General features: G+C 61.2%; 14 protein-coding genes. 8 read left to right on the top strand and 6 right to left on the bottom strand.

Going from position 1 to position 22,111, the window contains the following annotated elements; genetic code table 11:
• Nucleotides 1–64: 64 nt before the first annotated feature.
• Entirely contained in the window at nt 65–880 is an 816-nt protein-coding gene (locus JQF37_RS20115) for a UDP-2,3-diacylglucosamine diphosphatase (RefSeq protein ID WP_047532099.1), read from the bottom strand.
• Nucleotides 881–1,015: 135 nt separating this feature from the next.
• On the opposite strand from JQF37_RS20115, the gene JQF37_RS20110 reads away from it, so the two are divergent.
• Nucleotides 1,016–1,777, top strand: coding sequence for an AraC family transcriptional regulator (locus tag JQF37_RS20110; RefSeq protein ID WP_130203828.1), 762 nt, complete (start codon nt 1,016–1,018; stop codon nt 1,775–1,777).
• Nucleotides 1,778–1,850: 73 nt separating this feature from the next.
• Nucleotides 1,851–2,744, top strand: coding sequence for a DMT family transporter (locus JQF37_RS20105; protein ID WP_130203829.1), 894 nt, complete (start codon nt 1,851–1,853; stop codon nt 2,742–2,744).
• Here the strand turns inward: JQF37_RS20105 and JQF37_RS20100 are convergent.
• The 4 genes from JQF37_RS20100 to recQ form a co-directional block, all read right to left on the bottom strand.
• Nucleotides 2,738–3,025, bottom strand: a complete 288-nt coding sequence (locus JQF37_RS20100; protein ID WP_130203830.1) for a SelT/SelW/SelH family protein — start codon at nt 3,023–3,025, stop codon at nt 2,738–2,740. The genes JQF37_RS20105 and JQF37_RS20100 overlap by 7 nt on opposite strands.
• A 136-nt stretch (nt 3,026–3,161) precedes the next feature.
• The gene (locus tag JQF37_RS20095; RefSeq protein WP_130203831.1) at nt 3,162–4,475 is read right to left on the bottom strand and encodes a peptidoglycan-binding protein LysM; all 1,314 of its coding nucleotides are present in this window, start codon (nt 4,473–4,475) and stop codon (nt 3,162–3,164) included.
• Nucleotides 4,476–4,601: 126 nt separating this feature from the next.
• The gene (locus JQF37_RS20090; protein ID WP_047532107.1) at nt 4,602–5,036 is read right to left on the bottom strand and encodes a MarR family transcriptional regulator; all 435 of its coding nucleotides are present in this window, start codon (nt 5,034–5,036) and stop codon (nt 4,602–4,604) included.
• Between the two features lie 119 nt (nt 5,037–5,155).
• Nucleotides 5,156–7,282, bottom strand: a complete 2,127-nt coding sequence (gene recQ, locus JQF37_RS20085) for a DNA helicase RecQ (RefSeq protein WP_130203832.1) — start codon at nt 7,280–7,282, stop codon at nt 5,156–5,158.
• Between the two features lie 389 nt (nt 7,283–7,671).
• On the opposite strand from recQ, the gene JQF37_RS20080 reads away from it, so the two are divergent.
• From JQF37_RS20080 to lapD, 4 genes are all read left to right on the top strand, one after another.
• A complete protein-coding gene (locus JQF37_RS20080; RefSeq protein ID WP_034146211.1) occupies nt 7,672–8,259 on the top strand; it encodes a YecA family protein in 588 nt (195 codons plus the stop codon).
• A gap of 10 nt (nt 8,260–8,269) precedes the next feature.
• Entirely contained in the window at nt 8,270–8,665 is a 396-nt protein-coding gene (locus JQF37_RS20075) for a YbaN family protein (RefSeq protein WP_047532112.1), read from the top strand.
• 118 nt (nt 8,666–8,783) lie between these two features.
• Nucleotides 8,784–9,491: a cysteine protease LapG gene (gene lapG, locus JQF37_RS20070; protein WP_130203833.1), complete on the top strand. Its 708-nt coding sequence runs from the start codon at nt 8,784–8,786 to the stop codon at nt 9,489–9,491.
• A 22-nt stretch (nt 9,492–9,513) separates the two neighbouring features.
• Nucleotides 9,514–11,454: a cyclic di-GMP receptor LapD gene (gene lapD / locus JQF37_RS20065; RefSeq protein WP_130203834.1), complete on the top strand. Its 1,941-nt coding sequence runs from the start codon at nt 9,514–9,516 to the stop codon at nt 11,452–11,454.
• 95 nt (nt 11,455–11,549) lie between these two features.
• On the opposite strand, the gene JQF37_RS20060 is transcribed toward lapD, so the two are convergent.
• The gene (locus JQF37_RS20060; protein ID WP_204149757.1) at nt 11,550–17,978 is read right to left on the bottom strand and encodes a retention module-containing protein; all 6,429 of its coding nucleotides are present in this window, start codon (nt 17,976–17,978) and stop codon (nt 11,550–11,552) included.
• 597 nt (nt 17,979–18,575) lie between these two features.
• Between JQF37_RS20060 and JQF37_RS20055 the strand changes: the two genes are divergently transcribed.
• Both JQF37_RS20055 and JQF37_RS20050 read left to right on the top strand, forming a co-directional pair.
• Entirely contained in the window at nt 18,576–19,934 is a 1,359-nt protein-coding gene (locus JQF37_RS20055) for a TolC family outer membrane protein (protein WP_130211285.1), read from the top strand.
• Between the two features lie 17 nt (nt 19,935–19,951).
• Nucleotides 19,952–22,111 (top strand): type I secretion system permease/ATPase, encoded by a 2,160-nt coding sequence (locus JQF37_RS20050; RefSeq protein WP_130211286.1) that lies wholly within the window; start codon nt 19,952–19,954, stop codon nt 22,109–22,111.

The raw sequence follows: 22,111 nt of genomic DNA, 5'->3' as shown, positions 1-22,111 counted from the left end.
GAAAAACGATCAAATTGTGGGAGCGAGCCTGCTCGCGATGAGGCCACTGCAATCAGCGCAATGTTCAAGCCGGCTCGGCGACTTTCAAAGCCTTCAACTGCGCCTCCCGCGCCTGGGCATCCGCCAGGCGATACAACTCGATCGTGCCATCCCAATGCTCGATCAGCGCCGTGCAAGACTCCACCCAGTCCCCGCAATTGAGGTAATCCACCTCGCCGACCTTGCGAATCTCGGCATGGTGAATGTGCCCGCACACCACGCCATGCAGCTCGCGTTTGACACACTCATGGGCGATGGCTTCTTCAAAATCGCTGATGAAGCTGACGGCGGTTTTCACCTTGTGCTTGAGGTACGCCGACAGCGACCAGTAGCCATAGCCATAACGGGCACGCCAATGGTTGAGCCAACGATTGAGGGTCAGGGTGAATTCGTAGGCCGAGTCGCCGAGAAAGGCCAGCCAGCGGTGATAGCGAGTGATCACGTCAAACTGGTCACCGTGGATCACCAACAAATGCCTGCCGTCAGCGGTCACGTGCACCGCTTCGTCCACCAACTGGATATTGCCCAGAATCAGCTTCGAATAGCGGCGCAGGAATTCGTCATGGTTGCCGGTGACGTAGATCACCTCGGTACCGCGCTTGGCCATGGTCAGCAAGCGCCGGATCACGTTGGTGTGCGCCTGCGGCCAGTACATGCCGCCGCGCAGTTTCCAGCCGTCGATGATATCGCCCACCAGATAGATCTTGTCTGCGTGGTAACCCTTGAGAAACTGCGACAGATGCTCGGCCTGGCAATCGCGCGTGCCCAAATGCACGTCGGAAATCCACAGGGTCCGCACTCGTTGTTTACGGCTGGGTTTGGCGAGCTCGGCGCTGGTCATGGGCAACCCTCAGGACTGGTTTTCGCCAGCTTGCGCCGGGTGGATTAATAGCCCATGACAGCAGCAAGTCAGTCTTGTGACAACGCGAACGAGCCGCTCCGGTGTAAACTGCCGCCCAGTCCCCGGAGCCCTGCGATGAGACCGATCCTCACCCTTCGCCAGTACAGCCACGACCTGATCATCCACAGCCACGAGCACGCACAATTGGTGTTCGGGTTGTCGGGTGCGCTGGATTTCGAGATCGACGGGCGTGGCAGCCAGGTGGTTCAGCAGAGTTTCGCGGTGGTGCCATCCGGCGCGCACCATGCGTGCGGCAGCGCCAATGGCAGCCGTTGCCTGGTACTGGACGTGCCCGGTGATCAATGGGTCTCTCAGTCGCTGGGCGATCATGCCGAATCCAGCCGACGCTTGCTCGACAACGCTGGACGGCTGTCGCTGGATGCCGGGCAAAGCCAACTGGTCGCCTGGCTGGCCAACAGTCCGGTCGAGGATCCGCTGATTGCGCAACAGGGTGCGGTGCTGTTGCTGGCCAGTCTGAGCAACGCAAGGCCTGACAGCGTCGGTACTCGGCGCCTGCCCTATGCTGCATTGAATGCGCACATTGACCAATACGCCGCCTACCCGCTGCAAGTCGCCGATCTGGCACGCGTGTCCGGCCTCTCCAGTGCTCGCCTGCACGCCCGGTTCGTTGCCGAATGCGGGCAGACACCGATGGATTACATCCGCAGTCGCCGCCTGCATAAGGCCGTTACCTTGTTGCGCGAATCGATGCTGCCCATAGGCGAGATTGCCTGTCGCGTCGGTTACAGCTCCCAGAGTGCATTCGCCGCCGCAGTGCTGCGCGAGTTCGGCACATCACCGGGCAAACTGCGACGCGAGGCTGGCGACAAACAGTGAGAGTCTGACGACAGACACGACGGTAGCGGGTGCGGTTAAATGGTCTGGCTCACGATGTTTATCAAGGACTGCAATGACTCCCCGTACCGCCCTTGGCGCCCTGCATATCGGCGCACTGATGTTTGGCCTGACCGGCGTATTCGGAAAACTCGCCGCGGCCTCACCGGCCATCATCGTTTTCGGCCGCGCGGCATTCGCAGTGCTGGCGCTGGCATTTTTTGCACGATTCGCCCGCCAGAGCCGCTGGCAAACCCTTGAAGCCGTGGACTGGCGTCGACTGTTGCTCAGCGGCCTGTTGCTGGCCGGGCACTGGGTAAGTTTCTTCATTGCAGTGAAAGTGGCTGGCGTGGCGATCGCAACGCTCGGTTTTGCCAGTTTCCCGGCCTTTACCGTCATCCTCGAAGGCCTGATTTTCCGCGAACGCATTCGCGCCAATGAGATCCTGCTGGTCGTGCTGGTCAGTATCGGGTTGGTGCTGGTGACGCCAGCGTTCGATCTGGCCAGCGGCGCTACCACCGGCCTGCTCTGGGCAGTGGCGTCAGGTCTATTGTTTGCCCTGCTGTCGCTGACCAATCGCGTCAGTTCCGGTCGCATTCCGCCGGTGCAGGCAGCGTTATGTCAGAACGTGGTGGTTGCCCTGTGCCTGTTGCCGATGGCGGCGCCACAATTGAGCGAGGTGCGTGCCATCGACTGGCTGTGGATCGGCCTGCTGGGGGTGTTCTGCACCGGCGTTGCCCACAGCCTGTTCGTCGCCAGTCTCGCCGTGATCAAGGCCCGGACCGCCGCCGTGGTCTTCGCCCTGGAGCCGGTTTACGGGATCACGGTGGCCTGGCTGTTATTCGATGAAAACCCGACCCTGCGCATGTTGCTGGGCGGTGCGCTGATCATCGTCGCGATTGTGGTGTCCAGCAGGCTTGCGGGCGGTTCGAGCAAGAAAGCCGTCGCCGCAGAGGCCGCCTCTCACTGAGTGCGGTCGTTGTGTCCGAGATCCCGGTCCGGATCGATTTGATCGCGGACCCGCTGTTTCAGAACCTTGGCCTCGGGAAACCCACCGTCAGCCTTGCGCTCCCAGATTTGCACCTCGTCGCAGAAAATGTGAAAGACCCCGCCCGTGCCGGGTACCAGGGACACTTTGCCGAGATCATCGCCGAACGTGCTGAGCAGCTCCTGGGCCAGCCAGGCAGCGCGCAACAGCCACTGACATTGGGTGCAATAAGTGATGACGATTTCCGGTTTGCTCGCGGTCATGAAAGACAGGTTCCCTGAGGCATAAAGACTGACGTTTGAATGCGCTCCAGCTTACAACACATCACATCTGTGGCGAGGGAGCTTCCCCCCTCGCCACAATAGTTCCTTACACCCAGGATTATCGGGTGCCGGCCCATTAACTGCGGGCCGTCTGTTTCGGCGGATCAAGGTCCGTCGATGGAACCGGCTCGGCGAACTCGACGAGAAAGCTGTCGTCCATCGATCGGGAAACGGGTTCGATTTCCCATTCAATTTCGGGCTCCGGCAGCGTAGACGCACTCGGTGGCGGTGCGATGGCGTCGATCAAGTCCCAACTCGCCCCCATCGACAGGTCATCCAGGTTCAACTGGTACTCGTTGCCAGACGCTGTCGCCACGGGCACCGCGGCTGGTGCGACAGGGCTCAACCCGGGATGACGTGCAGGGTTTTCCAGAAGTTCTTGTGGGGCAAACCCGGAACTGCGCAGGCTGGCCTGTTGCGCGTCATGGGCCGCGATATCACCTTGCTTGCCCAGAACATCCTGCCGTGGTTCCACCGATCGGTTCAGCACCGGCTCTTGCTTGGCCTCAGGTTCGGGGGCGGTCTGAAATGGCTGGCGGCGACGCCGAACGAACCATCCCAGCAACACCAACACCACCAGCGCCGGTAGCCCGAACATCAGCGACAAATCCGTCCGGGGCTCTGTTGCGACGACAGGCGTCGGCGTCACCACCGCAGGCTCATATGGCTCCGCTGCTGCCTGCTGAACTTCTGCCAACCGGGTTTGCAACTCGGCTACCTGCTTTTTCCCAGCGGCGATCTGTTCGCCCTGTGCCAGGAGCGTCGCCTTGAGCTCGTCGACGCTTGCCTGCAATTGCTGGTTTTGCAGCACGCTGGCGGCCAATTGTTCAGAAAGCGGATCATTCACTGGAGCGGCGCCAGGCCTGGGCGGTTCCTTGCGCGCAGGAAGTGGCGCGACGGCAGGCTGGACACTCGGAAATTCGGAAGAGGGTCGGCCGATCAACGGTTCATCCGTTGCCGGCACAATATTTGTTGATCCCGGAGGGTCAATCAGCACCGTGTACTCGCGCAGCAAGCGGCCGTTGCGCTGATTGAGCTGTACGAGGAAATTCAGGAAGGGTTCATTGACCGGTTTGTTAGATGTGACCTGGATCAGGCGACGGTTGCCCCGCAGGATGGGGGTGAACTTCAGGTTATCAAGGAAGAGCACCCGCTCGACACCGGCCCGGCTGAATTCGTCCGCTGTCGCCAGGCTGGCCGACAGTTCGCCCTCCTCCAGACCTGCGGCATCCAGAAGCGCGATGTCGGCTCGCAGCGGCTGATTCAATGCCGAGTGAACGGTCATTTCACCGAGTCCCAGCGCTGACGCCAATGCCGAGTAAGTGACAACGGCACCGACCAGCAACAATCGGGTGCAACAGCGTACAACGAAAAGCCGACTCTCAAGCATGAGCATCCCTTAGTGACCAGAACCAACCTGCACGTGTTCGCACATCCGGTACGAACACGATATCGCGCAGTAGTTCTTATAGTCTGCTCAATGCGGCCTCTCACAAGCCTGGCGCGGGGTTATGCCTCAAGATTTTTCAAGATTGCCAAGAATGTGCCCATGAACCCGCATGCACACCGCCAAATCCGCCTCATCCACGCCTTCGAACAGCTCGTGGCGCAGTTGCGTGGCAATGGTTTCAATTTGTTCGATCAGGGGGAGCGCCGGGGCGCAGAGGACGATCTTCTTTGCTCGACGGTCTTCCAGCACCGCTTGACGCTGTACCAGGCCCTGGCTTTCCAGGCTATCGAGCAGGCGGGCCAGGGTGGGGCCTTCCACGCCGACGCTTTGCGCCAGTTCACGTTGCGTCGGGGCTTCGTCGAAACGCGCCAGGTGCAGCAGCACCAGCCAACGCGCCTGGGACAGTCCGAGCCCGGCCAGTCGGCGGTCGAGTTCGGCACGCCAGCCGCGCGACATCTGTGCCAATTGCATGCCAAAGCGGTGTTGATCGGTTAACGGCATAAAACACTCATGATTAGACTGAAATAGAGAAAACCTAATTATTAGTCAGCTAAGCATGAGCCTTGCCCTGAGGCAAGGCTTGATCTGTAGTGAATCGTTACATCAGCACGACAGATCACTCAAATCTCGAATTCGGACTGCAATGCAGCCCGTACACAGTACAAAACACCTTCCGGCACCCGGCCTGCAAACAGCGCGGAAATCTCCGACACCGGCGGTAACTCGCCTTCGCCGTCGAGGAACGCATCCTGGACTTCGCCCATTAAGTCCTCGGGCAAATCCAGTGCCTGTTCCAGCGATAGCTGCTGCTTGCCAATGGCCTCGGCCAGCATGGTGTAGACGTTCTTTTCCGAGCATTGCAGCTGACCGGCAATCTGCAGCGGCGTCATGCCGGCGCGCGCCAGGGTGATCAATTCGTGGCGCACATCGGCCACTGCCTTCGGTGCCTCGACCTGGCCGCCGAGAACCTCGAGGAAGGCCTCGCCATAACGTTCCAGCTTGCGTGCGCCGACGCCACTGACCGTGGCCATTTCCGCCAGGGACGTGGGCTGGCTGCGGAGCATTTCCAGCAAGGTGGAATCCGGGAAGATGACGTAAGGCGGCACACCGTGTTCTTCGGCGAGCTTGCGGCGCAGGGCACGCAAGGCTTCCCACTGTTCGCGTTCTTCGCCACGCACCAGTTGGCTTGCCTGGCTCTTGCTGCTTTTGGTCGTGGTTTGCGCCTTGAGGTCGCGGCGCAGTTCCAGAGTCACTTCACCCTTGAGCAGCGGCCGGCAGCTGTCACTCAGGCGCAAGCCGCCGTAACCTTCCAGGTCGATATCCGCCAGCCCCCGGGCAACCAGTTGTCGGAACAACGAGCGCCATTCGCCTTCGGCCATTGCTTTGCCGACACCGAAAACCGACAGGTGTTGATGACCGAAACTGCGGACCTTTTCGTTGTCCTTGCCCAGCAATACATCCACCAAATGCCCGACACCGTAGCGCTGGCCGGTGCGGTAGATCGCCGAAAGCGCCTGACGGGCGGGCTCGGTGGCGTCCCAGGTCTGCACGCCGTCGACACAGTTGTCGCAATGACCACAGGGCTCGGGCATGTCCTCGTCGAAATAGGCCAGCAGGGTCTGGCGGCGGCAGCGGGTTTCTTCGCACAGCGAGAGCATGGCGTCGAGCTTGTGCTGCTCCAGGCGCTTGTGGCGTTCGTCGCCTTCGGAGTTCTGCAGCATCTGCTTGAGCATCACCACGTCTTGCAGGCCGTAGGCCATCCAGGCGTCTGCCGGCAGGCCGTCACGCCCGCCGCGACCGGTTTCCTGGTAGTAGGCCTCAAGGGATTTCGGCAGATCGAGGTGTGCGACAAAACGTACGTTGGGTTTGTCGATACCCATGCCGAACGCCACGGTGGCGACCATGATCAGGCCTTCCTCGTTGAGGAAGCGCTTCTGGTGGTAGGCGCGCAAATCGTTGGGCAACCCGGCGTGGTAGGGCAGCGCCGGGAAGCCTTGTTCACTGAGGAATGCCGCCACCTCCTCGACCTTTTTGCGCGACAGGCAATACACAATGCCGGCATCGCTGCGCCGTTCGGCGAGAAACGCCAGCAACTGCTTGCGCGGCTGCTCCTTGGGCACGATGCGATAAAAGATGTTCGGCCGATCAAAGCTCGACAGGAAGCGCTCGGCGTTCTGCAAGTGCAGGCGAGTGACAATCTCTTCCCGGGTGCGTTTGTCGGCGGTGGCGGTCAGGGCGATGCGTGGCACATCGGGGAACATTTCCGCCAACTGGCCCAGTTGCAGGTACTCCGGGCGGAAATCATGGCCCCATTGCGACACACAGTGCGCTTCGTCAATGGCGAACAGAGCGATGTTCAACCCTTGCAGGAACGCCAGCATGCGTGGCTGGACCAGCCGTTCCGGCGCGAGATAGAGCATTTTCACTTCGCCGCGCTTGATGCGGGCCGCCAGGTCGCGCTGTTGCTCGGCACTGAGGGTGGAGTTCAACGCGGCGGCGGCCACGCCCAGCTCTTCGAGCGTCGCGACCTGATCGTCCATCAAGGCAATCAGCGGCGACACCACGACGGCCAGGCCATCGCGCAACAGCGCCGGCACCTGGAAGCACAAGGATTTGCCGCCACCGGTAGGCATCAGAACCAGGGCATCGCCGCCGCTGGCCACGCGCTCAATGATTGCACCCTGACGGCCACGGAAACTGTCGTAGCCGAAGATGTCCTTGAGGACGCGTTGAGCCTGTTCGAGCATAAAAACTCCAAAAATCACCGAAACATCCCTGCAAGGCTGGTTCAGAAACGCCAGCACCACACCGACAAATCGTAAGTGTGTGTTGCATGTCGCTTCACATTTCAGCCGGGACGCCAGCAGGGCATCACAAAACGCGCGAGTATACCCGAGCACTGTCCGGCAAAGGGCGCCGCTGATAAGACACTCCAACAACACCGTACAAATCCTGTGGGCTTGAGCTTGCTCGCGATGGCGGCGGATCAGGCAGCGACGATGCTGGATGTGACGACCTCATCGCGAGCAAGCTCGCTCCCACGGGGAATGCGGTGCAAATATGCCGCGCGGCTGGCCTGAGCGCTCAAGAAGGCCTAGAATTCCCGCATCTGTTAATTCCCCAAGGTAGTCCTTTAATGTCCTTCGCTGAGCAACTAACCCGCCTGCAAGTCTTCCTCGACGCCGATGAACTGCATGACGAGGCGCTGGACTACGTGGCCGCCCACGGCTACCTCACCGCGCTGTCGATCTGTTCCGAAGTCGTTCCGGATCGTGAGTGGATCGACGCACTCTTCGCCGAAGAGCCGCATTACGCCGACGACACCGAGCGCGAAGCGATCGAATCCACGTTGCTGGCCCTCAAGGCGCACATCGCCCGTCAACTGGCGTCTGATGAAGAGTTCGAGTTGCCCTGCGACCTGGACCTGGGCGAAGACCCGGACGATTCCGATCTGCGCGGCTGGTGCATCGGTTTCATGGAAGGCGTGTTCCTGCGCGAAGAAGCCTGGTTCGAAACCGCCGAAGATGAAGTCAGCGAGATGTTGCTGCCGATCATGGTCGGTTCGGGCCTGTTCGACGAGCAACCGGAGTTCTCCGACATCGCCGCCGACGCCAACCTGATGGACGACATGATCGTACAGATCCCGGAAGCCCTGACCGCGCTGTACCTGCTGTGCAACGCGCCAGACGAAAAACCGGCGATCCTCAAGCCACGTCACCACTAAGGTCCCGCCTATGGACGCCCCCATAGGCAACCGCCCCCTGATGTTGCGTTACGTGTTGCTGACCATCGGCTGGCTCAGCGTAGCGCTGGGGGTGATCGGGATTTTTCTGCCGGTATTGCCCACCACGCCCTTCCTGCTGCTGGCGGCCGCCTGTTTCGCCCGCAGTTCGCCGCGCTTTTATCGATGGCTGGTGGAGCATCGGCACCTTGGCCCCTGGATTCGCGACTACCTCGATGGCAATGGCATTCCGCTCAAGGGCAAGGTCTATGCCATCGGCCTGATGTGGGCGAGCATCCTGTTCTCCTGCTATCTCGTGCCCCTGCCCTGGGCTCGCGGCTTCATGCTGACCAGCGCGGTGCTGGTGACGATCTATATCCTTCGCCAGAAAACCCTGCACAAATCCTGAACGTCTGTGTCGCCTTCGCCACGCAGGCCGCCCTGCGCGACACCTTCATCCGACGACCTGCCCCTCTTCGCGGCAAACACCACCTAGACTTCAACACTCAACACACGAGCAGCCGGACATGTCCCGCAGCCAGCGAAGTCCAGGATGGCCAACGTTCCGACTTCGGATCGGCGGACGACTGCTATTGGCTGCGTTTCTGTTGACTGGCCTGACCAGCGTCTCGGCCTATTGGGATTTTGCACAGATTTTTGAAAGCGTCGGACAGCGTTACGGCCCCCTCGGCCTTGAAGAGAGACGTATCGTGGCCTGGAGTCAAATGCTCCAGGGCGAACGCAACGCGCCTGAGGGCGAACAACTCAATGCGGTCAATCGCTTCTTCAATCAACAACTGAATTTTCAGGACGATAGCCGCGTCTGGCATCAGACCGACTACTGGGCCACGCCCGCCGAATCCTTGATCAAGGGCGCCGCGGATTGTGAGGACTACGCACTGGCGAAATATTTCAGCCTGCGGCAACTCGGCATTCCCAGCGAGAAACTGCGCATTACCTACGTCAAGGCGCTGACCCAGAACCAGGCGCATATGGTGCTGACCTTCTACAGCAGCCCTGCCGCCGACCCGCTGGTGCTGGATAACCTGATCGGTGACATCCGCCCCGCCTCCCAACGCAAAGACTTGTTGCCGGTGTATGCCTTCAATGCCGAAGGCCTCTACCTACCCGGTGCCAAGGGCGGCAATCGCAGCAGCGACTCGAAAAAACTGTCGCGCTGGCAAGACGTCCTGAAAAAGATGCAGGCCGAAGGGTTCTCCGTGGGCAACGGTTAACGGCCACAGCAAGGAGCGTTCGATGAAACTGCGCAACCAATTGTTTCTCGCCATTTGCCTGTTTCTGCTGGTGGCGTTCAGTGGCAGTTTCTTTGTCAGCCTGGAAAGCTCCCGCGAACAGATGCTCGGTCAACTGCGTTCCCATGCCCAGGACGCCGCCACTGCATTGGGCTTGTCGCTGACGGCACAGATCGATGATCCGGCCATGATGGAGCTGATGGTCAGTTCAATTTTCGACAGTGGCTACTTCAACAGCATTCGCATTATCGATGTCGCGAATCAGCAGGTGCTGGTAGAGCGCAACGTTGCCGGGCGTATCGAGGGCGTACCAGGGTGGTTCGTCAGCCTGGTGAACCTGCGTATCGAGGGGGGCGACGCGCTGATCATGCGCGGCTGGGAGCAAGCGGCACGCGTGGAAGTGTTGAGCAACCCGCAATTCGCCCTGGCCAAACTCTGGGACAGCACCCTTGGCAGCCTGATCTGGCTGCTGGTATGCGGATTGCTCAGTGCCGTCTTCGGTGGCTGGTTGCTGCGTCGGCAATTTCGCCCGCTGGACGCCTTGGTCAGACAGGCCGAAGCCATCAGCAAGCATGAGTTCCTGAGCCTGCCGAAATTGCCACGCACACCGGAATTGAAACGGGTGGTGCTGGCAATGAACCAGATGGTCGAGAAACTCAAAGCGTTATTCGCCGAAGAAGCCGAACGCAGTGAACAACTACGCCGCGAGTCCTATCAGGACAGCCTGACCGGGTTGGCCAACCGTCGCTTGCTGGATGAGCAACTGGCCGATTACTTACTGGTCGATGAGCAAAACAGCGACGGCCATTTACTGATGCTGCAGATCAACGATCTGGTGGGACTCAACCAACGTCTTGGCGGGCAACGCACCGATGCATTGATCAGCGCGATAGGCGAATTGCTCAAGCGCTTGACCCAATTGCCCGAACGGCGCGCCTGGCTGGCGGCACGCAACCGTGGCGGCGAATTCAGCCTGCTGATGCCGGGACTGAACACCGAGGGTGCCGAGCGACTGGCCGCCGAGATCAGCGCCCCCTTGGAAAACCTGCGGCAGACCGGCGCCAGCGATTGCACGCCCGTCGCCCATTTGGGCATTGTCGCCTATCACCCCGGTGAGCCGGCCAGCGACGTGCTCATGCGCCTGGACCATGCACTGACTCAAGCCCGGCAACGCTCCGACCGCCCCTGGGTGCTGCTGGGGCACCACGAGACCGTACCGAATCAGCCTCAACATGACTGGCGTGCCTGGCTCGACGACGCCCTGACCCAAGGCAAACTGCAGCTGTATTTTCAGCCGGTGGTGCAATGCGCTGACCTCCGCCAGGTGCTGCACCACAAAGTCCTCGCGCGTCTGATCGACCCGCAGGGCGAAGCGATTGCCGCCGGACATTTCCTGCCGTGGATCGAGCGTCTGGGCTGGTCGGCACGCTTCGATCTGGCGATGCTCGAAGCCACCCTCGAATACCTCGCCGCCAACCGCTGGCCACTGGCGCTGAGCTTGTCCGGCAGTACCCTGCGCGACCGGGCGCAGCTGCGACTGATCCTCGACATGCTCGAATCACTGCCGGATCTTGCACCGCTGTTGACCCTGGAAATCGACGAATGCCAACTGCCGCCCGCAGACGAACTGCAACGGCTGAGTCACAGTGTGCTCAACACCGGTTACCGCATCGGCCTGCAGCATTTTGGCGGCAGCTTCAGCCAGATCGGCAACTTGACGCAACTGGGTCTGGCTTACTTGAAAATCGATGGAGCCTACATCAGGCACATTGATGAGCAGCGAGACAAACGGCTGTTCATCGAGGCGATCTTCAGGGCCACCAACAGCATTGACCTGCCGTTGATTGCAGAAATGGTCGAGACCCAGGGTGAGCTGGAGGCGATCAGAGAGTTGGGGGTATTTGGGGTAATGGGAAGATTGATCGGCCCGCCTGAACCGATGTGAGACCAGCAAGATCAACAGATCGCAGCCTTCGGCGGCTCCTACGGGATCCAGACGATCCCAGGCAGGAGCTACCGGAGGCTGCGGCCTTTTTCAGATCAAACGGTATCCACCTTCAACGAATGATCATTGAGCATCCCGTTGATGATGGTCGCCGTATCCGCCCCTGTAATCACCCCGCCCGCACCCGGCGTCACTCCGTAATGGCTCGCCAGGTTGACGCCTGCCAGATCGATGGTCTGGTTCGGCGCCGCGCCGGCCAATGCACTGACGTCGATGCTGGTCACCACTGACGCACCGCTGCCACTGACGGTGAAGTGCAGATAGTCATCCAGCGATGCCGCGGTGTTGTTTTCCCCTTGCAGCAACTGCGACAAGTCCAGTTTGTCGGTGCCCGGTGCGAAGTCGGTAACTACGTCGTGACCGCTGTTGCCCTTGAGCCACTCGAAAGTGTCGGCCCCGGCTCCGCCGGTGAGGGTGTTGTTGCCCAGGCCGCCGATCAGGAAATCATCGCCGCCCCCGCCATTGAGCACATCGTTTCCGAGGCCACCATTGATGATGTTGCTGTTGTTGTCGCCGGTCAGGGTGTCGTTGTAGTTGGAGCCCGTCAGGTTTTCGATGCCGGTCAGGGTATCGGTGCCGGCGCCAATGGTGTTCTGAGCGCCGAGCAGGCTCAGGTCGACCGTGACTCCGGCCGTGGCATGGGCGTAGCTGGCAGTGTCGTTGCCGATGCCACCGTCGAGCAGATCATTGCCCGGACCACTGTAGAGCAAGTCGTTGCCGGCGCCGCCGTGCAGCTCGTTGTCGCCGGTGCCTGCCGTGAGGATGTCATTACCGTCACCGGCATTGAGGATGTTGTCGCCGTTGCCCGCCACCAGCGTGTCATTGCCCGCCGTCCCGGTGAGGATGTGACTGTCCTGGTAGCTGATGGTCAGGTGGGCGCTGTCGCTGCCACCATGGCTGTCGCTGGCGGTGTAGGTGCCGTGGTAATCTGGGGCAATGTCATGGGCACCGGCGTAGTTGAGGGTCATGGTCAGTTGGTAGTTTTCCGCCCCGTTGGCGTTGCTGCCACTGCTATTGGTGATGTTGGTGATGTGAATCTGGTAGGTCGCATCTGACGTCGCGGTAAGGGTTTGCCCGTCCGCGAGGGTGTTCCACGCCCCACCGTTGATCGAGTACTCCATGGCCACGTGACCGGCCATCAGGTTGTGATCCAGGTTGAGGGTTTCGCCCTGTTTCAGATTGACGGTGATGCGATCCTCATCGTTGACGTTGGCGCTGGAACTGTTCACCGCACCGAGGTAACCACTGACCACCAGCACCGCTGTCATGGTGGCGGCATTGGCCGAGAACGAACTGCGCACATCGGCCAGGTTCTGGTTAGCGCTGTTGTTGGCGTTGGTTCCCTTGAAGTTGATCGCGCCGGTACCGGTGAAGTCCACTGCCTTGGAGATCCAGCCGGTGTTGTAGGTCGTCGGCGACACCGTGAGCGGATCACCATTGGCGTCAGTATCGTTAGCCAGCAGCAATTCACCCGGCACCGTCACACTGCCCGACAGTACGTTGGTGATGATGTGATCATCGACCGCCACGGGTGGCGCGTTCGGAACGACTTTGACCACCAGGTTCGAACTGGCGAGATCGCCGTCGTTGTCGCTGACGGTGAAGCCGATGTTTTCGGTGATCACCACCGACGTGGCCTTCTGCGACACGTAGTTGTATTCACCGGTGTCGAGGTTCACCACCAGGGTGCCCTTGTTATCGGTGGCGATGCTCAGGGTGTTGTCGACCGTGTTGAAAGTGCCGTGGTTGGCGCCACCGCTGAAGCCCAGGGAACCCTGGTTGAGGTTGCCTTTCGGGTCATAGGTGTAGGTGGTGCCATCAACGGTAATCGATTTGATGAAGCCACCATCGGCACCGAACGTTCCGCCTTCGCCCAACAGCGAACCGGTAACCGGTGCGCCAATCACCGTGCCCGACAGTACCGAACTCAGTTGATTGAGGTCGCTGACCACTACCGCGTTGGTGTTGTTGCCAGGCGTGGTGGTGCCGTCATACGCCAGTGGATCGAGGTTGGCATTGCCCACACCGTCACCCAGGCCAATCGCATAGTTCTTGATGTCCCTGGATTCAAGGAATGCCTTCCAGGCAGCCTCGTCCTGCGACCCGATAGCACCTTCGTTGGGTTTGCCATCAGAGAAGAAATAGCCGACGTTTTGCGCTCCTGTCAGTTTGCCACTGGTGTCGAATGCCGTTTTCGCCGCAGCCACGGCGGCGTCGTAGTTGGTGTTACCGCCCGCCGCCAGGCCGGAGATGATCGATTTTGCCGTTGCGACATCCACCCAGATCGGGGTCTTGTCGGTGGCACCGCCGCTGAAGGTGACGATCTGCACTTTGACGTCGCCGAGGTCGTCGTACTTGTCGAGCAAGGCACTGATCGCCTGCTTGGCCAGATCCAGCCGCGACAGACCTTGTACGCCAGAGGGGTCGGCCATACTGCCAGACACGTCGATCACCAGCAGCAGGTTGGAGTCGATCTCAACAGCTGTCACTGAGCGCTCCGAACCCACGGCCTTGGGCACGTCATCGACGATATTGACCACGATAGTGCTGGTGGTGGTGTTGCCCGCCGCGTCGGTGGCTTTGTAGGTAAAGCTTTCACTCAGGGTGTTGGCGCCATCGTTGGCACCTGGGGTGGTTTTCGGTGCCGAGGTCAGGGTGTAGGTGTAGGTGCCATCGGGGTTGAGCAGAATCTGCCCGTAAGTCCCGGTAGCGCTGCCGACCAGGCTGTAGCTGATCGCACCAGTGGCGCCGGTGACCGCGCCGACCAGGGTGCCGCTGGCCGTCTCGCCCGCGTTATGTGGATCGCTGCCGGTGGCGTAGCCGGCCGCCAGGTCCTGGCCGTCCTTGGTGTCGTCGAGGGCTTTTTCGTAGACGGTCACGTCGTTGTCGCTGACCGCTTTGATGCAGCTGTTGTTCACGTCGATGGTGATGGTCGTGGTGCTCTGGTCGCCGTCGCCGTCACGCAGGGTGTAGGTGAAAGTGTCGGTCGCGCCGGGGCCGTTCACGCTGTTGGGGTAGCTGTGGTATTCGGCGTTGCCGTGGGCGTCCAGGGTCAGGTAACCGTAGGTGCCGTTGATCTGGCTGTTCAGCCCGCCGACCACCGGGGTCGAGGTATCCGAGCCGGCACGCACGCCGACCACACCGCCACCGGCGGCCGGGCCATCCGCGCCGCCGACATCGTTCGCCAGCACGTTGCCGGTGACCACGCCGCCCTCGGTGACCGAGGCTGTATCGGCATTGGCCTTGGGCACGTCATCGACGATGTTGACCACGATGGTGCTGGTGACCACGTTGCCCAGGGAATCGGTGGCCTGGTAGGTGAAGGTTTCAGTGACAGTGTTGGCACCGTCGTTCGCGTGCGGCGTGGTGTTCGCCGGTGTCGTCAGGGTGTAGGTGTAGGTGCCGTCGGAGTTGAGCTGGATCAGCCCGAAATGGCCCTGGGCGCTGCCGACCAGGCTGTAGCTGAGCGCACCGGTGGCGCCGGTGACCGCGCCGACCAGGGTGCCGCTGGCGGTCTCGCCCGTGTTATGTGGATCGCTGCCGGTGGCGTAGCCGGCCGCCAGGTCCTGGCCGTCCTTGGTGTCGTCGAGGGCTTTTTCGTAGACGGTCACGTCGTTGTCGCTGACCGCTTTGATGCAGCTGTTGTTCACGTCGATGGTGATGGTCGTGGTGCTCTGGTCGCCGTCGCCGTCACGCAGGGTGTAGGTGAAAGTGTCGGTCGCGCCGGGGCCGTTCACGCTGTTGGGGTAGCTGTGGTATTCGGCGTTGCCGTGGGCGTCCAGGGTCAGGTAACCGTAGGTGCCGTTGATCTGGCTGTTCAGCCCGCCGACCACCGGGGTCGAGGTGTCCGAGCCGGCACGCACGCCGACCACACCGCCACCAGCCGCCGGGCCATCCGCGCCGCCGACATCGTTTGCCAGCACGTTGCCGGTGACCACGCCGCCCTCGGTGACCGAGGCTGTATCGGCATTGGCCTTGGGCACGTCATCGACGATGTTGACCACGATGGTGCTGGTGACCACGTTGCCCAGGGAATCGGTGGCCTGGTAGGTGAAGGTTTCAGTGACGGTGTTGGGGCCGTCGTTCGCATGCGGCGTGGTGTTCGCCGGTGTCGTCAGGGTGTAGGTGTAGGTGCCATCGGAGTTGAGCTGGATCAGCCCGAAATGGCCCTGGGCGCTGCCGACCAGGCTGTAGCTGAGCGCACCGGTGGCGCCGGTGACCGCGCCGACCAGGGTGCCGCTGGCGGTCTCGCCCGCGTTATGTGGATCGCTGCCGGTGGCGTAGCCGGCCGCCAGGTCCTGGCCGTCCTTGGTGTCGTCGAGGGCTTTTTCGTAGACGGTCACGTCGTTGTCGCTGACCGCTTTGATGCAGCTGTTGTTCACGTCGATGGTGATGGTCGTGGTGCTCTGGTCGCCGTCGCCGTCACGCAGGGTGTAGGTGAAAGTGTCGGTCGCGCCGGGGCCGTTCACGCTGTTGGGGTAGCTGTGGTATTCGGCGTTGCCGTGGGCGTCCAGGGTCAGGTAGCCGTAGGTGCCGTTGATCTGGCTGTTCAGCCCGCCCACCACCGGGGTCGAGGTGTCCGAGCCGGCACGCACGCCGACCACACCGCCACCGGCGGCCGGGCCATCCGCGCCGCCGACATCGTTCGCCAGCACGTTGCCGGTGACCACACCGCCCTCGGTGACCGAGGCTGTATCGGCATTGGCTTTGGGCACGTCATCGACGATGTTGACGTCGATTTGCGCATGCGCCGTGCTGCCATCGGTATCGGTGGCGACGACTTCGAAATGCTCGGTGATGCTGTTGGCGCCATTGGCATTCGGATGAGTGTCGGTGTAATTCAGGGTGTAGCTGTAACTCACCACACCGGTCGCCGGGTTGTAACCGGTGACCGTGAAGGTCGCGCCCGTGTCAGTGCTACCCGATTGCGGGAAGCCCACCGGAACGCCGCCGCTGATTATCGAGACGCCACTCACAGTCAGGCTTTGCAAACCGTCCGGCGCATTGACCGTGAAGGTGCCGCTCTGGGTCAGCGCCGCCGCATCCGGGTTGCTGCCGTAGGTGAGGTTTTTTTCGTAAACCGTCAGCTCGCCACCTTCGACGTTCAGTCCGCCAATCGTCACCGGGTCGTCGTTGTTGTGGATCTGCAGAACCAGATTCGCCGTGCTGGTATCGCCGTCAGCATCCTTAAGCGTGTAGGTGAACGTTTCGGTCCCGTCGCCACCGCCATGCAGGGCCTTGAAATCCGCATCACTGGTATCGAGGGTGTAGGTGTACGTGCCATTGGCATTGAGCACCAACGTGCCGTAAGTCCCGATGAAAGTGCCACCCACCACGGGGCCGCTTTCCGGTCCGGTGGGGATGCGGTCGGCGCCTTGCACATCGTTGGTCAGTACGCTGCCATTCAGGGTCAGATGGGTTTCTGACGCCGTGGCCGCGTTACTGTCATCGACGGCTTTAGGGACGTCATCACTGATATTGACGTCCAGCGAACCCGTGGCGCCGTCGCCGTTGCTGTCGCCGGCAACCACTGTGAAGTGTTCACTGAGTTGGGTACCGTCCCCGGACGCGTGGTTTTCGCTGCCATTGAGGGTGTAGCTGTAACTCACCACACCGGTGGCCGGGTTATATCCGGTGATGGTCAGGGTGCTGCCCAGCGGTGTGGTGATCGACTGGGGAAAACCCGCAGCCACACCGCCGCTGACCACGTTGATTCCGCCGACGCTCAGACTGGTGAGCCCGTCGAGCGCCGTGACGGTAAACGTGCCGCTCTGGGTCAACGCACCGGGATTGCTGGCCGAGCCATCCGCGAGATTGGCTTCGTTGACGGTCAGTTCGCCGCCCTCGATGGACAGGCCGTTGAGGGTGACCGGGTTGTTGACGGGCGGCGTGGTGTCAGGGGGGGTGACGACTGCCGTCGGCGTGCCGGCACCATTGTTGCCATTGTTGATATCGCCGTTAAACCGCTCTTCAGGAAACTCGGGAATGCCATTGAAGCCGGCGGTGGGGAAGCCAATGGTTGGATCGACCCGTCCCGCCACTTCTTCGAGCATGACAAAACTGTGGCCGCCGCCCAGCGCACCACCGGCAGGCCCGGTCGAACCTGGACCGGCCGCCGTGGCCTCGGCGGTTTGCGTCGGGTCATCACCGGCAGCGATGGCCTTTTGAAGTTGCTCGACATCGGTGAGTTGCGCCTGGCTTGGCGTCACCGACTCATTGGTGTCCACCACATGGGGCGACTGATCCGCCAGCAATTGAGGGGTCATTTGCAGGCTGCTGCCGCGCCCGAGGGTCAGCTCATGGCCATTTTGCAAATGCACCGCTACTGCGCCTTCGGCCCCGGTATTCAGTTGATCGCCGGCGAACAACCGGTCCCCCTCGACCAGGACACGACGCGTGCCGTCGCCCGCCACCGCGAACACCTGACCGATGACTTTACTGACAATACCGATGAGCGTAGCCATGTGCATTTCCTCCGCTGCCAACCGCTGTCGGCACCCTGATTTATCACGGAGAACATGCTTGATGGCTCAGGCGGGTTGCCTGGCGGATTGTCTGCGGGTCAGCGGATTTACCTGAGTAGACCACCGTCCTATGGCGACATTCTCGCCCAGCGTGAAACTCACGGACATCGTTCGCGTATCTGGACAAACCCGTTTGCAATCAATGGCATCGGGATCCAAATCCAGCCCAACCTGTCCTGCGAGCGCAGCGTAACGATCCGGAACCACACAAGTGACAAAAAACCGTCACTCCAGTCTGCTACGCATCCCTCCCCTCCAGCACTTCTCCGTCCATTGTCGATAAGTGGATTGGAACTTTCCTCAAACCCCGAAGAGCGCCCTAAAGCTCATAAATCAAGGGCTTTCGCATTGAACAATGTGCTGGATTTTGCGGAGTGCATAAGTTTTTTTTGGAATAACTATTATGAGAAATAGTTCTTAGCTCTTTCCCAGAATGTTCTTAGCTCTGATGTTAAAACAATGAAACGGTTTACCTATAAAAGTCGTCAAATAATTGGCGACTGATAAAGCACCATCAGGAATCAGGGAGATGTACCCATGCGCCTCTTAACACCCCTTTGCAGCGCGGTTCTGCTGGCCATGTCCTGCACTTCTCAAGTGCAGGCCATGTCATTGACCGAGGCGATCCAGAGCACCATCGCGACCCACCCGGAGCTGGCGTCGCGAGTAGACAGCCGTCTGTCGGCTGATGAAGACGTCAAGGTCGCCAAGGGGGGCTTTTATCCATCGGTTGACCTGAATGCCGCGTACGGGCGCGGGTACAGCGATAACACCAACACCCGGGCCCTCGGCAACCACCACACGGCAATCCTGAACTACACCCAATCGGAACTGCGCCTTCGGCAGATGCTCTTCGACGGGTTCAACACCGCCAACGAAGTCGAACGCACCAAAGGGGTGGTCAACTCCCGGGCCTATTACGCTCAGGGCACCGCCCAGGATCTGGCCCTGCGCACCATCGAGGTCTACCTCGACGTGCTCAAGCGCCGCGAACTGGTGACACTGGCCAAGAACAACCTGCAGGCGCACTTGCGGGTCAACGACCAGATCGGCCTGCGCACCCAGCGTGGTGTCGGCAGCAACGCCGACGCCGACCAGTCCAATGCTCGCCGGGCATTGGCAGAGAACAATCTCGACACCGCCGAAGTCGATCTGGCCGACGCCGAGTCGAACTTCTACAGCGTCGTGGGGCGCATGCCCGATGAGCTTGAAACGCCGCCGTCGACCCGAGGCGAAGTGCCTGCGTCGCTGCAGGAAGCGCAGCAGAGCATGGTGGAGAACAACCCTTACCTGAAATCCGCCCAGGCTGACGTGCAATCCGCCGAAAGCCAGTACGAAGTGGCCAAGTCGCCGTTCTACCCGCGCTTCGATGCTGAAGCCGCCGTCGGAGCGAACAACAACATTGCGGGCGAAGAAGGCCATGACAACGAATGGCGCGTGGGCGTGGTGATGAACTACAACCTGTTCCGCGGCGGCAGCGACAAGGCTCGCATGGCCTCCGATGCGCACAAGATCAATCAGGCGATGGACATCCGGAACAATGCCCTGCGCCAGCTCAACGAAAACATCCACCTGGCCTGGAACGCCATGGTCAACGCCAAGAAACAGACCCCGACCGCCCGTGAATACGCCGAGACCAGTAAACGCGTGCGCGTGGCCTATCAGGATCAGTTCGGCCTTGGCCAACGCACCCTGCTCGACCTGTTGGACAGTGAAAACGAGCTCTACAACGCCAACCGCCGCTACACCGAAGTGCGCTACACCGAGGAGTTTTCGATGTACCGTGTACTGGCGAACATGGGCCAATTGTTGAGCAAACAGCGGGTGGTGCTGCCCGCCGATGCGATCGCCAAGGCCGAGGTAAAGAACGAAGCTCGTCTGCCTGAACTGAAGTAGTACCTGGAGCGACCAATTTGACCAGCATGGAACCCGGCAACATCGGTGTCGATCCGCGTCTGAGCTTTGATGACCCGCTTCTGGACGGTCTGTTGATCCTCTGCAAACTGCATGGCGCGACGGTCAGTCGCGCCAGCCTGAGTGCCGGGCTGCCAATGGCACACCAACGCCTGAGCCTGGACCTGCTGCCTCGTGCAGCGGCCCGGGCCGGTTTGCAGGCGCGCTTGCTGCGTCGCGAACTTAAAGACATCTCCGCGCTCAACCTGCCCGTCCTGCTGTTGCTCGACAACGGTCGTACTGCGGTTTTGCGTCGCATTGGCGATGACGGCCGGGTGCTGATCCTGCCCAGCGAAGCCGACGGCGGTGAACAATGGATCAGCCCAGAGGAACTTGAAACGCATTATTCCGGCCAGGCCTTGTTCGCCCGACCACGGCATGAACTGGAAGACTTGCGCTCCCCCCTCGTGCCTCGTGTGCAGGCCTGGTTCCGCGACACCCTGAAGCTGTCGAAATGGCTGTACAGCGATGCCATTCTGGCGAGCTTCCTGATCAACCTGCTGGGCCTGATGGTGCCGTTGTTCGTGATGCAGACCTACGACCGCGTGGTGCCCAACCAGGCCACGTCGACCCTGTGGGTGCTGTCCATCGGCTTGCTGATCGGCACCGGTTTCGAACTGGTGCTACGGGTGGTGCGCGCGCATCTGCTGGACACCGCCGGGAAGAAAACCGATGTGATCCTCTCGGCGACCCTGTTCGAACGCATCACCGGCATGTCGATGAAAGCGCGGCCGGCGACCATCGGTGGTTTTGCCCAGAGCATTCATGACTTCCAGGGCCTGCGGGAATTCCTCACCGCCGTCACCCTCACCAGCCTCATCGACCTGCCCTTCGTGGTGCTCATGCTGGTGGTGATCGGCCTGCTCGGTGGATGGCTGGTGGTGATTCCGGTGCTGGCGTTTCCGATCACGATCATTTTCGCCATGGTGATACAGGGGCGGCTGCGCGACACCGTGCAGAAGAGCCTCAGCCTCGGTGCCGAACGCCAGGCCCTGCTGATCGAAACCCTCGGCGGCCTGGAAACCCTCAAGGCCTGCAGCGCCGAAAGCGAGCGCCAGCACAAGTGGGAAAGCACCCATGGCGCCCTCACCCGCCTCGACAGCCATGCGCGTAACCTCTCGGCGCTGGCCACCAACGGCACGCTGTTCATCCAGCAGTTTTCCGGCATGGCGACCATCGTTGCCGGTGTCTACAGCATCATCGCCGGCAACCTCAGTGTCGGCGCACTGGTGGCCAGCTACATGCTCGGCAGCCGCGTGCTGGCGCCACTGGGCCAGATCGCCGGTTTGATCACCCGCTACCAGCAAGCGCAACTGACCATGAAAAGTACCGACGCGCTGATGTCGCTGCCACAGGAACGCGATGCCAAACAACGGCCGCTGGAGCGCACGCAACTGCAGGGCGCGCTGGATGTCGTCGGCGTGACCTTCCACTACAACGGCCAGAACAGTGCGGCGCTGGCCAATGTCAGTTTCAGCGTCAAGCCCGGCGAGCGGATCGGCGTCATCGGCCGCAGCGGCTCGGGCAAAAGCACCCTGGCACGACTGGTGATGGGTTTTTACGAACCGGAAGAAGGCCAGCTGTTGCTCGATGGCCTGGACTTGCGACAACTGGACGTCGCCGACCTGCGTCATCAAATCGGTTACGTCGCCCACGACCTGCCACTACTGGCCGGTAGCCTGCGCGATAACCTCACCCTCGGCGCGCGCTACATCAGCGACTCACGCATGCTCGAAGTCGCCGAACTCACCGGTGTCACCGAACTGGCCCGGCAACACCCGCAAGGCTTCGACCGCCCCGTGGGCGAGCGTGGTCAATTGCTGTCCGGTGGCCAGCGTCAGGCCGTGTTGCTGGCGAGGGCGTTGTTGCTCGACCCGCCGATCCTGCTGCTCGACGAACCCACCAGCGCCATGGACAACAGCAGCGAAGACGTTTTGCGGCAAAAACTCCACGGCTGTGTCCAGGGCAAAACCGTGTTGCTGGTCACCCACCGAACCTCGATGCTCAGCCTGGTGGATCGGCTGGTGGTGCTGGACAACGGGCGGATTGTCGCCGACGGGCCCAAAGAAGCGGTCATCGATGCACTGCGCAAGGGCCGTGTCGGCTCTTCGGCCGTCTAG

The sequence above is a fragment of the Pseudomonas sp. MIL9 genome (assembly GCF_016887925.1).
Lineage (GTDB): Bacteria > Pseudomonadota > Gammaproteobacteria > Pseudomonadales > Pseudomonadaceae > Aquipseudomonas > Aquipseudomonas mohnii.
This window is presented reverse-complemented; position numbering and strand designations above follow the sequence as displayed.

Excerpts from the sequence above, each read along its gene's own strand:
- JQF37_RS20115 (WP_047532099.1), bottom strand. The coding sequence starts at position 880 with ATGACCAGCGCCGAGCTCGCCAAACCCAGCCGTAAACAACGAGTGCGG.
- JQF37_RS20110 (WP_130203828.1), top strand. The coding sequence starts at position 1,016 with ATGAGACCGATCCTCACCCTTCGCCAGTACAGCCACGACCTGATCATC.
- JQF37_RS20105 (WP_130203829.1), top strand. The coding sequence starts at position 1,851 with ATGACTCCCCGTACCGCCCTTGGCGCCCTGCATATCGGCGCACTGATG.
- JQF37_RS20100 (WP_130203830.1), bottom strand. The coding sequence starts at position 3,025 with ATGACCGCGAGCAAACCGGAAATCGTCATCACTTATTGCACCCAATGT.
- JQF37_RS20095 (WP_130203831.1), bottom strand. The coding sequence starts at position 4,475 with ATGCTTGAGAGTCGGCTTTTCGTTGTACGCTGTTGCACCCGATTGTTG.
- JQF37_RS20090 (WP_047532107.1), bottom strand. The coding sequence starts at position 5,036 with ATGCCGTTAACCGATCAACACCGCTTTGGCATGCAATTGGCACAGATG.
- recQ (WP_130203832.1), bottom strand. The coding sequence starts at position 7,282 with ATGCTCGAACAGGCTCAACGCGTCCTCAAGGACATCTTCGGCTACGAC.
- JQF37_RS20080 (WP_034146211.1), top strand. The coding sequence starts at position 7,672 with ATGTCCTTCGCTGAGCAACTAACCCGCCTGCAAGTCTTCCTCGACGCC.
- JQF37_RS20075 (WP_047532112.1), top strand. The coding sequence starts at position 8,270 with ATGGACGCCCCCATAGGCAACCGCCCCCTGATGTTGCGTTACGTGTTG.
- lapG (WP_130203833.1), top strand. The coding sequence starts at position 8,784 with ATGTCCCGCAGCCAGCGAAGTCCAGGATGGCCAACGTTCCGACTTCGG.
- lapD (WP_130203834.1), top strand. The coding sequence starts at position 9,514 with ATGAAACTGCGCAACCAATTGTTTCTCGCCATTTGCCTGTTTCTGCTG.
- JQF37_RS20060 (WP_204149757.1), bottom strand. The coding sequence starts at position 17,978 with ATGGCTACGCTCATCGGTATTGTCAGTAAAGTCATCGGTCAGGTGTTC.
- JQF37_RS20055 (WP_130211285.1), top strand. The coding sequence starts at position 18,576 with ATGCGCCTCTTAACACCCCTTTGCAGCGCGGTTCTGCTGGCCATGTCC.